We start from the raw sequence: 13,080 nt of genomic DNA on the forward strand, positions 1-13,080 counted from the left end.
CCGCACCCCCGGGTTCAGGAGGCGTCGACGGCGAGCGCGCGGTCGGCGTCCCGGATCTCGACGGGGGTCGTGAGGACACGGTCGGCGTCCTCCACGTCCCGGACCTGACCGGTGACCGTGAACCGGCCCTCGAGGGGCAGGTCCTCGCTCGAGGAGCCGGCGCGGAGCACGAACTCGCCGGGTTCGACGATCCGGCGCATCTCCCGGCCCGTGAACGAGGTGCGGTCGGCGTGGACGGAGAAGACCACGCGGGCGCTCTGCCCGGGCCCGAGGGCGGTCTTGGCGAAGCCGACGAGCATCTTCAGCGGCCGCACCACCTGGGCGACGGGGTCGCTCAGGTACAGCTGGACGACCTCCTGCCCGGCGCGGTCGGAGGTGTTGGTCACGGTGACCGCGGCCTCCACGGTGCCGTCGGTGCCGATCTCCGCCGCGGACAGCTCGAGCGCCTCGTAGGCGAAGCTCGAGTAGCCGAGGCCGTGGCCGAAGGGGTACAGCGGCCGGGGGTCGAGGTTGGAGACGCCCTCCGAGTACCCGCCCAGGGCGGGGGTCAGGTAGGTCCCGGGCTGTCCGCCCACGTGGCGGGGGATCCCCACGGGCAGCCGCCCGGAGGGGTTCACCCGTCCGGAGAGCACCCCGGCGACGGCGTGCCCGCCCTCCTCGCCGGGCATGAAGGCCTGGACGACGGCCGCGCAGCGGTCGTCGAACGCGCCGAGGCTGTAGGGGCGGCCGGTGACGAGCACGAGGACCACGGGGGTGCCCGTGGCCAGCACCGCCTCGACGAGGTCGGCCTGCCGGCCGGGCAGGCTCAGGTCCACGACGTCGCAGCCCTCCCCGGAGGTGCCCGTGCCGAAGAGCCCGGCGAGGTCGCCCACGGTCACGATCGCGAGCTCGGCCTCCTCGGCGGCGGCCACGGCCTCGGCGATGCCGCTGGTGTCGGGGTCGGTGAAGTCGACGCCGCGGGCGTGGTGGAAGGCGGTCCCCCCGCCCGCGAACTCCTCGGCGAGGGCGTCGACGATCGAGGTGATCTCGATCCCGGTGCCGGACTCGCCGAACCGGGACAGGACGTGGTTGGTGAAGCTGTAGCAGCCGAGGAACGAACGGGGCTGGCCGGCGCTGGGCCCGATGACCGCGACCTTCCGGGCGGCGTCGCGCGCCAGGGGCAGGACGCCCTCGTTCTTCAGCAGGACGATCGACTCCTCGGCCATGCGGCGGGCGAGCTGCCGGTTGCCCGGGGAGTCGAGGTCCACGGTCCCGCCCGCGGTGCCGGGGTCGAAGCCCTCGTCCAGCAGGCCCAGCTCGACCTTCTGCGTCAGCACCCGCCGCACCGCGCGGTCGAGCAGCGACTCGTCGAGCGCGCCGTCCCGCACGGCCCCGGCGAGGTCCGCGAAGCAGCCGGTCTCGGGCAGCTCGACGTCCATCCCGGCCGAGAGCGACCGGACGCCGGCGTCGCGCGGGTCCGCGGCGACGTGGTGCATGGACTCGAGGAAGCTCACGGCCCAGTAGTCGGACACGACCGTGCCCTCGAAGCCCCACGTCTCCCGCAGGAGGGTGGTGAGCAGCTCGGGGTCGGCGGCGGGCGGGACGCCGTCGACGTCCGCGTAGGAGTTCATCACCGCGCCGGCCTCCCCGAGCCTGACGGCCATCTCGAAGGGCACGAGGACGACGTCCCGGAACTCCCGCGGCCCGATCGAGACGGGGGCGTGGTTGCGCCCGGCGCGGGAGGTGGAGTACCCGGCGAAGTGCTTGAGGGTGGCGACGACGCCGGCCTCCTGCAGCCCCCGGACGTACTCGGTGGTCAGGGTGCCCACGAGGTAGGGGTCCTCGCCGACGGTCTCCTCGACACGGCCCCAGCGGTAGTCGCGCACGACGTCGAGCACGGGGGACAGGCCGAGGTGGACGCCCACGCCGTTCATGTCGGTGCCGATGCGCCGGGCCATGGTGCGGACCAGGTCCGGGTCGAAGGCGGCCCCCCAGGCGATCGCGGCCGGGTAGCAGGTGGCCCCGAGGGTGGTGAAGCCGGTGAGGCACTCCTCGTGGGCGATGGCCGGGATCCCGAGCCGGGAGGTCTCCACGACCTGCCGCTGCAGGGTGCGCAGGTGCTCCACCCCGTCCGCCGCGGAGATCGGCGCGCTGCCGAAGGCCCGGGTGATGTGCCCGAGGCCGTGCGCGATCGCGGCGTCGAAGGTCGAGCGGTCGTCGGCGAAGGCGGACTCCATGGGGGCCGCGCCGCCCGTGGCCTCCTCCGGGTCGGGGCGCAGCCAGTAGCTGCCGAGCTGGCCGGCCTTCTCCTCGAGGCTCAGCTCCTGGAGCAGGGCGTCGACGCGCTCGGCGACGGGGCGGGCAGGGTCGTTCCACGGTGCGGTCATGAGGGTGTTCTTTCTGCTCGGTGGGCGGGTCACTTGCCGAAGCCGGCGGTGAGCCCGGCGACGAGGTGCCGGCGCCCGAAGATGTAGAGGACGAGGATCGGCATCGCCGAGAGGACGACGGCGGCGAGGACGGCCGGGATGTCGGCCTGGAACTCCCCCTGGTAGGTCCACAGGGACAGGGGCAGCGTGCGCACCTCGGAGCTCTGGGTGAGGATCAGCGGGAACAGGAAGTTGTTCCAGCTGTTCAGGGCGTTGTAGACGCCCACGGTGGTGATGGCGGGAACGCTCAGCGGGAGGACGAGCCTGAGGAAGACCTTCCAGTCGCCCGCGCCGTCGAGGTTCATGGACTCGTAGAGCTCGTTGGGGATGTCCCGCATGAAGTTCGTCAGGATCAGGACCGTGATCGGGATCCCCGAGGCGATGCCCGGCAGGACCAGGGCCGCCAGGGTGTCGTAGAGGCCCAGCTGCACGATGATCAGGTAGATCGGGATGATCGTCGCCTGGATGGGGATCGCGATGCCCAGCAGGAACAGCCGGTTCGAGAACACGGCCAGCCCGGTCCTGCTGCGCACGATGACGTAGGACGCGAGCAGGGACAGGAACACGATCCCGGCCACCGTGAACACGACCACCACCACGCTGTTCAGGAAGTACTGGGCGAACTGGTTCTCCAGGACCGTGACGTACGGCGCCGGCGTGGGGGAGGAGGGGACCAGCGGGTTCGTGGAGTAGTAGTCCTCGCGGGGCTTCAGGCTCGTGATGGCCATGTAGTAGATCGGCAGGATGATCGCCGCCAGCCACAGCCACCCGCCGACGGCCGCCGGGATGTTCGGGGCGCCCCGGCGGCGCGAGCGGGAGCGGCGGGCGCCCGCGGGAGGGGTGTCCGTGCGGGCGGCGCTCTCGGGACGTGTGCTCTCGGGACGGGTGTCCGCGGGACGTGTGCTCATGGGATCACGCACCTTCCGCCTGGCTCTCCATCTTGTCGGCCCCGGTGAGCCGTTGCAGGCCGAGGGCGAGCGTGAGCCCCACGGCGACGAGGATGACCGCCAGGACACTGGCCTCGCCCATCTGGTTGCTGCGGAATCCGGTCAGGTACATGTCGAGGGGCAGGATCCGCGTCGCGGTGCCGGGCCCGCCCCCGGTGAGGGCGAAGACGAGGTCGAAGTAGGTCAGGGAGCCGACCAGCATCAGCGTGGAGGACGTCACGATCGTGTACTTGAGCTGCGGCAGCGTGATCGCGAAGAACTTCCGCACCGTCCCCGCGCCGTCGATCGTGGCGGCCTCGTACATGCTCTGCGGGATCTGCCGGACCCCCGCCTGGTAGAGCAGCGAGTGGAAGGGGATGAAGGACCAGGAGATGACGAAGACGACGACGTAGAACGCCAGGTCCGGGTCGCCCAGCCAGTCCTGGCTGAGCAGGGCCGTGTCGAACGCCCGCGAGAGCCCGAAGTTCGGGTCGAGCAGCGCCCGGAAGGCGATGCCGATCGCCGCGGCGGAGAAGAGCATGGGCAGGAAGTACAGGACGGAGAGGAACTCCCGGTACCGCTGGCGGCCGGCCATGAACACGCCGAGCAGCAGGCTCAGCGGGAACTGCACGGCGTAGCTCAGCAGCGTCAGCTTGACGGTCAGCCACATGGCCTGCAGGGACACCGGGTCGTCGAGCACCGACGCCCAGTTGTCCCCGCCCGTCCACTGCGGCGTGCCCAGCCCGTCCCACTGCATGAAGGACAGGACCAGGACGCCGAGCAGCGGGCCGATCGCGAAGATGCCGAAGAAGACCAGGGCGGGGGCCAGCATCCAGTTGCTGGGGCCGGCTCCCGCCCGGCGCGTCCGCCTCGACGGCGTCCGCTTCAGCATCACAGCGTGCCGTTCATCGCGGTCTGGAACTCCTCGGGGGTCATCTCGCCGGCGAAGACCTGGCTGAGGTTGGTCAGCAGGGCCTGTCCCTGGTCGGCCGGGAGCGCCTGGTCCCAGGAGAGCTGGAAGTTGGGCGCGTCCTGGACCATCGAGTAGGCGAAGTCGAGGTACTCCGGGTGCTCGGTGTCGGCGATCTGGTCCTCCACGCCGTCCACGGCGGGGATCAGCCCGGCGTCGAAGAGCGTGTCGACCGCGGTGTCGTCGAGGTTCATGTCGTTGAGGTACTCGAGGGCCGTGGCCTGCTCCTCCTCGCTCGCGTCCGCGGAGACGGCCCAGAAGTTCGCCGGGTTGCCCACGATGTTCTGCGGGTCGCCTTCTCCGCCCTCGATCTCGGGGAACGTGGTGTAGCCCAGGTTCCCCTCGGCGGTCCACTCGGGGGCGTCGGTGAGGAAGCTGGAGTAGACCCAGCTGCCGTGCAGCATCATGGCCGCCTGGTCGGTGTGCACGAGGGCCACGTCGGCGCCCGCGTCGGCCACCACCGACCCGTAGTTGTCGCCGAAGCCGCCGGCGTCGACGAGCTCCTGGATCTTCTCCAGGGCCTCCGTGATCGCGGGGTCGGACCAGGCGTCCTCCTCGCCGTCCACGACGGCCTGGAAGACCTCGGGGCCGCCGATCCGGTCGGTGAGGTACTGGATCCACATCAGGTACGGCCACTGGCTGGAGCCGGCCACGGAGATCGGCGTGACGCCCTCGGCCTGGAAGGCCTCCACGGCGTCCAGCATCTCCTCCCACGTGGTGGGGACCTCGACCCCGGCCTCCTCGAAGAGCTTGGTGTTGTAGTACATGATGACGGGCTGGGTGTTGTTGTTCGGGACGGCGTAGAGCTTCCCGTCCACCTTGCCGGTCTCCAGCACGGAGTCGAGGGCCCGCTCCTCCATGTCGGGGATCTCCCCGGTCAGCTCCACCACGTTGCCGTTCTCGACGTAGCTCTCCAGGTTGTCGCCGCCCCAGTTGTAGACCAGGGTCGGAGCGTTGCCCGAGCCCACGGCCGTGCGGATCTTCTCCTTGAAGGCGTCGTTCGCGAAGTACTCCGCGGAGATGGGGGCCTCGGCGTTGTTCTCGTTCCAGGCGTCGAAGGAGGTGCGGAACATCTCCTCGGCGCCGCCGGTGAGGGTCCAGGCGGTGGCGCCGGCGTCCCCGCCGGCCTGGGCGCCGCCCCCGCCGCACCCGGACAGGGTGAGCGCCGCGGCGCCCACGAGCGCGATGCGGGACAGCGAGCGGGGGGAGAAGGGGGCCCGGTGCGCGGCGGCGGACGCGGGACGGGGGCTGCGGTGGGTGGTCATGGCGATCTCCTCATCGGTGAGCGATATCTTGCGCCAACGAAACTTTTCGTATAGCGTTTCGCTGCGAGAAGACTAAGTGGCCTGCCTCACACCGTCAACCCCCTGGTGTGACCGGGGCCACTGTGTTCGGTACGGCGAAACGTTTCGCCGTACCCCGATGAACCGCCCGCGTCCGAGGAGACCGTTCCGATGCAGAAACCCACGCTGAGCCAGGTCGCCGCCGAGGCCGGCGTCTCCAAGGGCACGGCTTCCAAGGTTCTCAACGGCCGCCCCGACGTGGGGGAGGACACGCGCGAGCGGGTCCGGGCCGCGGCCGCGGCCCTCGGCTACGCGGGATCGGCCGCCCGCCGGTCCCGGACGGCCATCGTGCTCGTCTTCGACACCCTGGAGAGCAACTACTCGCTCCAGGTGATGGCCGGTGCCGTGGACGCCTGCGGCCGGGCCGGGACCGACCTGCTGCTGAGCACGCTCCCGAGCCTGGAGCAGGGCGACGTCCCGCCGTTCTCCGAGGAGTGGTTCGCCCGCTGCGGCCGTCAGGGCGAGACCGCCGTCATCGCGGTCACCACGCCGCTGACCGCGGTGCAGGTGGCCGCCGCGGCGCACGCGCAGATCCCGCTCGTGGCCATCGACCCCGTGAACAGCCTGCCTTCCACGGTGCCGAGCATCGGCTCCACCAACTGGGCCGGCGGGTACGAGGCCACCACGCACCTCGTGGAGCTCGGGCACCGCCGGATCGGCCACCTCAGCGGTGCCGGGCAGTCGATCCCGGCGCGCGAGCGCCTGGCCGGCTACCGCAGCGCCCTCGAGAGCGCGGGGCTCCCCCACGACCCCGAGCTCGTCACCGGCGGCGGGTTCAGCTACGAGGCCGGCTTCGCCGGGGCCCAGGAGCTGCTCGAGCTCGAGCACCCGCCCACGGCGCTGTTCGCGGCCTCCGACGAAGCGGCGCTCGGCGCCTTCGAGGCCGCACGCCAGGCCTCCCTCCGGGTGCCCGAGGACCTCAGCGTGGTCGGCTTCGACGACACGCTGATCGCCCGCTGGGCATCACCGAAGCTCACGACGGTGCGCCAGCCCCTGCACGCCATGGGGGAGATGGCCGTCGAGCGCGCGGTCGCGCTGCTGGCCGGCGGGTCGCGCCGGACCCACCCGCTCCAGCTGCAGACCTCGCTCGTCGAGCGCTCCTCCACGGCGCCGCCCCGCGGCGGCGCGGCGGGGGTCGTCACTCCCGGATGAAGCGGTCCCGGCCGGCCTGCCAGCCGAAGACCGCCGCGAGGGTGCCGACCACCGCGAACATGGCGCCCGCCGCGGCGAAGCCCCCGGTCCAGTGCAGCAGCTGGCCCACCAGGAAGGTCCCCGAGGAGCCCAGGCCGTAGCCCACGCCCTGCATCATGCCCGAGAGCCGGACCGCCATGTCGCTGCTGCGGGTGCGCAGGGCGATCATCGTCAGGGCCACGGCGGTGAGGCTGCCCTGGCCCAGCCCGAGCAGCCCGGTCCAGACCCAGATCAGCTGGACCGGGCCGAAGACGGAGAGCACGAAGCCACCACCGGCCATCAGGGCCACCACGGCGTTGAGGACCCGCTGGTCGGCCAGCCGTGCGGCCAGGACGGGGGCGACGAGCGAGCCCGTCATCTGGAGCAGGATGGACACGGCCACGATCAGCCCGGCGGCGGCGCCGTCGATCCCCCGGTCCCGGAGGATGGGGGCGAGCCAGGCGAAGACGCTGAAGGACATCATCGCCTGGAAGACCATGAACAGGGTGAGCTGCCAGGCCACCGGCGAGCGCCACGGGCTGTGCCCGCCGGTGCGGGGCGCCGGGGGAGCGGGGACCCGGTGGCGGACCGCCACCGGGACGAGCAGGAGCAGCACCACGGCCGCGGGCGCCGCCCACACCGCCAGCGACCCCCGCCAGGAGTCCGTCGCCTGGTACACGGGATAGGTCAGGCCCGCGCCGAGAGCCGCGGAGGCGCAGATCGCGGTGGTGTAGAGCCCGCTCATCAGCCCGATGCGGTGGGCGAAGTCCCGCTTCACGACCGACGGCAGCAGCACGTTGCCCAGGGCGATGGCGGCCCCGCACGCGACCGTCCCCGCGAGCAGCAGCGGCAGGGCGCTCGCGCCCGGCAGGGGCAGTCCCCGGGTGAGCAGGCCCAGGGTCAGGACCAGCATGGCGCCCAGCAGCACGTTCTCCGGGCCGAACCGCCGGGCCAGGCGCGGTGCGAACGGGGCGAAGACGCCGAGCAGCGTCACGGGGGCGGTGGTCAGCACGGTGACCGCCCATCCGGGGAGCTCCGCGGCGGCGGTGATCTCCGGAAGGATCGCGGAGAAGCTCGAGAACACGGTGCGCAGGTTCAGGCCCACCAGGACCACGCACACCGCGAGGTAGACCAGCGCCCTGCGGGACGTCGGGGCCGTCGTCGGGTCGGCGGGCGGGCTCGGCACGGTGTGGTCTCCTGGGGGCTCGGGGCGCAGGCCGGTCCCGTGCGGGACGGCCCGGACCCCGTCCACGGTACTGCGGGCGGGGCCCGGCCCCGCGCGCCGCCGCCGTCGCGCCCGGTGTGCTCCGGGCGCCGGCGCGGTCAGTGCAGGAGCAGACCGGCCAGGAGGACGGCCGGGAAGGACAGGAACGAGCTGAGGAGGATGATGTCGCGGGCGGCGTTGGCCGGCATCCGGAACTGGGACGAGAACAGGAACACGTTCTGGGCCGTGGGCAGGGCCGCCATGACGACGACGCCCAGCAGCTCGGTCCCGCCCAGGCCGAAGCCGAACCGGCCGATCGCCCACGCCAGCACGGGCATCGCGACCACCTTGACCAGCGTCCCGCCGACCACGTCCGGGACGAGCGCGCGGTGCCGGAACGGGCGCTGCCCGTGCAGGCTCATGCCGAAGAGCAGGAGCAGCAGCGGGATGGAGGCCTGCCCGAGCATCTCGAGGGGGATCCAGAGCACCTCGGGCACCTCCAGGCCCGTGGCCGAGAGCACCACCCCGCCGGCGGTGCCGACCGTGACGGGATTCGCCACCGACCGCACGATCGTGCGCGCGGTCGAGGTGCCTCCCCGCCCGGGGACCGCCGGGCGGGTCGCCGTCGCGGCGCCCGGCCCGGCCCGGAGCGAGGGGCGGGTGACCCAGGAGAGCAGGAGCAGGTAGAGCGGGGCGATCACCAGCAGCTGGGCCAGCAGGACGGAGACCACGGGCGCGGCGCTGCCCACCGCGTAGAGGGCGATGGGCAGCCCGATGTTCCCGGCGTTCACGTAGGAGGAGGCCATGGCGCCGACCGCCGTGCGCGCCGCCCCTCGGCGCAGCACCAGGCCGCTGTACAGGGCGAAGATCGCCCCCGCCGCCGCGGCGGTGGCGAGGGCGATCGGGGTGTAGACCCCGAGCACGGCACCGAGGTCGGTGCCCGCGACGAGCACCAGCATCAGCGCCGGGTTGGTGAGGTGGTAGACGACGGGGGTGAGGCCCGCGCGCATGGCGCGGGCCTCACCGGGCAGCAGCGCCGCCGTGGCGAACCCGGCGGCCGCGAGCACCGCGACCACGCCGAAGCCCAGCAGCACCCCCGTCATCCGGTCGCGGTCCTCCGGCTCAGCGGACCAGGCAGGGGCGCTTGGGGTCGAAGCTCCAGCCCTCGATCAGGAACTGCATGGCCGCGGCGTCGTCGCGGGCGCCCAGGCCGTGCTCGAGGTAGAGCTCGTGGGCCTCCGCCAGGCGGTCGCGATCGAGCTCCACGCCCAGCCCGGGGGCGGCCGGGACCTCGATCTCGCCGTTGCGGATGCGCAGCGGGTCCCGGGTGAGCCCCTGGCCGTCCTGCCAGATCCAGTGGGTGTCCAGGGCGGTGATCTCGCCGGGGGCCGCCGCGCCCACGTGGGTGAACATGGCCAGCGAGATGTCGAAGTGGTTGTTCGAGTGGGAGCCCCACGTCAGGCCGAACTCGTGGCACAGCTGCGCCACGCGCACGGACCCCGCCATGGTCCAGAAGTGCGGGTCCGCGAGGGGGATGTCCACGGCGCCGGCGCGCACCGCGTGGGACATCTCCCGCCAGTCGGTGGCGATCATGTTCGTGGCCGTCCGCAGGCCCGTGGCCCGCCGGAACTCCGCCATGACCTCCCGGCCCGAGAACCGGCCTTCCGCGCCGCACGGGTCCTCCGCGTACGCGACGACGCCCTGCATCCGGCGGCCCAGCCGGACCGCCTCCTCGAGCAGCCAGCCGCCGTTGGGATCGAGCGTCACCCGGGCCTCGGGGAAGCGCTCCTTGATCGCCGTGACGGCGTCGACCTCCACGTCCCCGGACTGGACCCCGCCCTTGAGCTTGAAGTCCTTGAAGCCGTAGCGCTCGCGGGACGCCTCGGCCAGGCGGACCACGGCCTCGGGCGTCATCGCCTCCTCCCGGCGCACCTGCTCCCACGCGTCCGCGCCGTGCGGTTCGCGCAGGTAGGGCAGGTCGGTGCTGCCCGGGTCGCCCACGAAGAACAGATAGCCCAGCATGGGCACCGATCCGCGCTGCTGGCCCTCGCCGAGCAGCTCCGCCACGGGCACGCCCAGGAACTGTCCGTGCAGGTCCAGCAAGGCGGACTCGATGCCGGTCACGGCGTGCACCGCGGTGCGCAGGTCGAAGGTCTGCAGTCCGCGCCCGCCGGCGTCCCGGTCCGCGAAGGCCGCGGCGATCCGGCGCAGCACGGTGCGGAACATCGCCACCGGCTGCCCCTCGAGCAGCGCGGCCGCGTCCTCGATGGTGGTGCGGATCTTCTCCCCGCCCGGCACCTCGCCCAGGCCGGTCCGCCCGTCGGAGTCCGTCACGACCACCACGTTGCGGGTGAAGAACGGCCCGTGGGCGCCGGAGAGGTTGAGCAGCATGGAGTCGTGACCGGCGACGGGCACGACCTCGAGCCGCGCGACGGTGGGCTGGGTGCTCACGCGCGGTCCTCCCCGGAGTCCTCGGCCAGCTGGATGCGGCCGTCGACCCGGCGGTTGAGGTGCCACGGGTTGTCGTCCTGCACCGGGGCGGGCAGCAGGGCGCTCGGGATGTTCTGGTAGGCCACGGGGCGCAGGAACCGCTCGATCGCCAGGGTGCCCACCGAGGTGGTCCGGGAGTCGGAGGTCGCCGGGAACGGGCCGCCGTGGACCATGGCCTCGCCCACGTCCACTCCGGTGGGCCAGCCGTTGGCCAGGATCCGGCCCACCTTGCGCTCCAGCACCGGCAGCAGCGGGGCCGCCGTGGGGAAGTCCTCCTCCGAGAGGAACAGGCTCGCGGTGAGCTGGCCCTCCATGCGGCGGGCCGCGGCCACCAGCTCCTCGGCGGACCCGTAGCGGATCGCCAGGGAGGACGCGCCGAAGATCTCCTCCTGCAGCACGGGGTTGGACAGGAACGCGGGGACCTGCGTGCCGAAGACCACGGGGGCCGGGGCGTTCTCGGTGGGGCCCTCCTTGCCGCGGGCCACGACCTCGACCCCGTCCTGGCCGCCCAGGGCGTCGATGCCCTCCCGGCACGACCGGGCGATGCCCGGGGTGAGCATGGTCGCGCCCTCGGCGTCGGCCAGCACGCGGCCGACGGCGGACAGGAACGCGTCGCCGGCCTCGCCCGCGGGCACGAACAGCAGGCCCGGGTTGGTGCACAGCTGCCCGGAGGAGCCCGTCAGGGACGTGACGTAGGCGCGGGCGAACTCCTCGGCGTCACCGCGCAGGGCGGAGTCGAAGACGAAGACGGGGTTGATGGAGCTCATCTCCGCGTAGACGGGGATCGGCTCCGGGCGGGCCGCGGCCGTGGCCATGAGCGCGGTGCCCGCACCGCGGGAGCCGGTGAAGCCCACGGCCTTGACGGCCGGGTCCTTGGCCAGGGCCTGGCCGATGCTCGCGCCCGGGCCGTAGACCAGGGAGAACACTCCGGGGTGCAGGCCGGACGCGGCCACCGCGTCCGTGACGGCGTGGCCGACGAGCTCCCCGGTGCCGGGGTGGGCGTTGTGGGCCTTGAAGACCACGGGGCAGCCGGCGGCCAGGGCCGACGCGGTGTCGCCGCCGGCGGTGGAGAAGGCGAAGGGGAAGTTGCTGGCGCCGAAGACGGCGACCGGGCCGAGGGGGAGCTTGCGCTGGCGCAGGTCCGGGCGGGGCAGCGGGGTGCGCTCCGGCAGGGGCGGCTCGAGGCGCACGCCGCGGTGGTCGCCCTGGCGCACGACGCGCGCGAACAGCCGCAGCTGCCCGGTGGTGCGCGCCAGCTCGCCCTGCAGCCGGGGCTTCGGCAGCCCGGTCTCCGTGGAGGCCCGGTCGACGAGCTCGGTGCCGACGGCCTCGATGTTGGCGGCGATCTGCTCGAGGAAGCCCGCGTGGGTCTCGGGGTCGAGGTCCCTGAAGGACTCGAAGGCCTCCTCCGCGGCCGCGGTGGCCTCGGCGAGCTGGGACTCGTCGATCAGGGTGTAGGCGGGGTCGAGCTCGGCGTTGGTCGCGGGGTCGATGCCGCGGGTGGTGCCGGCGTTGCCGGGGGTCTCCCGGCCGGCGATGATCGAGTGGCCGGTGAGGGCGGTGGTCTGGGTGCTCACGGACATGGGTTTCCTTCGCTGTCTGTGGATGCGGTCTCTGCTGGGTGGGTGGTGCGTCAGGCCCGCTGCAGGGCGTCCGCCGGGGTGCCGGTGGGGAGGGCGTCGATGAGGGCCTTGAGGTCGGCGAGGTCGTGGTCGGTGAGGTCCTGGAGCGGGGGGCGCACGCCGCCGGCGTCGCGGCCCACGGCCCGCAGCCCGGCCTTGACGATGGAGACGCCGTAGCCCTTCGCCCGGTCGCGGATCTCGATGTAGGGCAGGACGAACCGGTTGAGCTTGTCGGTGACCGCCGCCCGGTCCTGGGCCCGGACGTCGCGGTAGAACTCCAGGGCGAACTCGGGGACGAAGTTGTACATGGCCGAGGAGTAGGTGCTCATGCCCAGCTGGAGCAGGGGCAGGGCGAAGGTCTCCGCGGTGGGCAGCCCGCCGAGGTAGAACAGGCGGTCCCCGTTGGCGGCGTAGACCTTCGTGAGGTGCTCGATGTCGCCGATGCCGTCCTTGAACCCGATGAAGTTCTCGTGGCGCTCGGCGAGGCGGGCGATCGTCTGGGCGGAGTAGACGGCGTTGGCCCGGTTGTAGGCGATCACCCCGAGGTCGGTGGCCGCGCAGACCGCCGAGGCGTGGGCGAGCAGTCCCTCCTGGTCGCACTCGGTGAGGTAGGGGGGCAGCAGCAGCAGGCCTTCCGCGCCGGCGGCGGCCGCGTCGTGGGCGTTGCGCACGGCCTGGGCGGTGTTGCCGGCCGCCGGGGCGAGCACGGGGACGGTGTCCCCGACCTCCTCGACCGCGGCCCGCACCACGGAGGCGGTCTCCTCCGGGGTGAGGGAGAAGCCCTCCCCGGTGCCGCCGGCGGCGAAGAGCCCGGCCACCGGGAAGGAGGCCTGCCAGGCCAGGTGCTGCCGGTAGGCGGTCTCGTCGAAGAGCAGGTCGGCGTCGAACGCGGTGACGGGGAAGGACAGCAGGCCGTCCTTGAGCTTGTCCGCCAGTTCCTGGGGAGTGTG

The 13,080-nt window shown here is 72.9% G+C and carries 10 protein-coding genes; 1 reads left to right on the plus strand and 9 read right to left on the minus strand.

Translation table 11 applies throughout. From position 1 onward, the window contains the following. Positions 1–14 precede the first annotated feature (14 nt). Genes ACH9D3_RS01830 through ACH9D3_RS01845 form a run of 4 tightly spaced genes read right to left on the minus strand, consistent with a single transcriptional unit; the run spans position 15 to position 5,566 of the window. Entirely contained in the window at positions 15–2,366 is a 2,352-nt protein-coding gene (locus ACH9D3_RS01830; RefSeq protein WP_396409639.1) for a glycoside hydrolase family 3 N-terminal domain-containing protein, read from the minus strand. A gap of 29 nt (positions 2,367–2,395) precedes the next feature. Next, a complete protein-coding gene (locus ACH9D3_RS01835; RefSeq protein ID WP_396400454.1) occupies positions 2,396–3,313 on the minus strand; it encodes a carbohydrate ABC transporter permease in 918 nt (305 codons plus the stop codon). A gap of 4 nt (positions 3,314–3,317) precedes the next feature. Then, positions 3,318–4,223: a carbohydrate ABC transporter permease gene (locus tag ACH9D3_RS01840; protein ID WP_396400567.1), complete on the minus strand. Its 906-nt coding sequence runs from the start codon at positions 4,221–4,223 to the stop codon at positions 3,318–3,320. Further along, entirely contained in the window at positions 4,223–5,566 is a 1,344-nt protein-coding gene (locus ACH9D3_RS01845; RefSeq protein ID WP_396400455.1) for an extracellular solute-binding protein, read from the minus strand. The genes ACH9D3_RS01840 and ACH9D3_RS01845 overlap by 1 nt, the downstream gene beginning before the upstream one ends. Before the next feature lie 189 nt (positions 5,567–5,755). Between ACH9D3_RS01845 and ACH9D3_RS01850 the strand changes: the two genes are divergently transcribed. Further along, positions 5,756–6,796, plus strand: a complete 1,041-nt coding sequence (locus ACH9D3_RS01850; RefSeq protein ID WP_396409640.1) for a substrate-binding domain-containing protein — start codon at positions 5,756–5,758, stop codon at positions 6,794–6,796. Here the strand turns inward: ACH9D3_RS01850 and ACH9D3_RS01855 are convergent. From ACH9D3_RS01855 to kdgD, 5 genes are all read right to left on the minus strand, one after another. After that, on the minus strand, positions 6,783–8,000 hold the full coding sequence (locus ACH9D3_RS01855) for an MFS transporter (RefSeq protein WP_396400457.1): 1,218 nt from the start codon (positions 7,998–8,000) through the stop codon (positions 6,783–6,785). The two genes, ACH9D3_RS01850 and ACH9D3_RS01855, sit on opposite strands and share 14 nt — an antisense overlap. Before the next feature lie 137 nt (positions 8,001–8,137). Then, positions 8,138–9,121, minus strand: a complete 984-nt coding sequence (locus ACH9D3_RS01860) for an AEC family transporter (protein ID WP_396409641.1) — start codon at positions 9,119–9,121, stop codon at positions 8,138–8,140. 19 nt (positions 9,122–9,140) lie between these two features. Next, on the minus strand, positions 9,141–10,469 hold the full coding sequence (locus ACH9D3_RS01865) for an enolase C-terminal domain-like protein (protein WP_396400459.1): 1,329 nt from the start codon (positions 10,467–10,469) through the stop codon (positions 9,141–9,143). Further along, positions 10,466–12,091: an aldehyde dehydrogenase (NADP(+)) gene (locus ACH9D3_RS01870; protein WP_396409642.1), complete on the minus strand. Its 1,626-nt coding sequence runs from the start codon at positions 12,089–12,091 to the stop codon at positions 10,466–10,468. Before ACH9D3_RS01870 ends, ACH9D3_RS01865 begins: the two co-directional genes overlap by 4 nt. Before the next feature lie 50 nt (positions 12,092–12,141). Beyond that, on the minus strand, positions 12,142–13,080 hold a 939-nt coding region (gene kdgD / locus ACH9D3_RS01875; RefSeq protein WP_396409643.1), incomplete at its 5' end, for a 5-dehydro-4-deoxyglucarate dehydratase.

The sequence above is a fragment of the Kocuria kalidii genome (assembly GCF_044462225.1).
In the GTDB taxonomy this organism is placed as follows: Bacteria; Actinomycetota; Actinomycetes; order Actinomycetales; family Micrococcaceae; genus Kocuria; species Kocuria kalidii.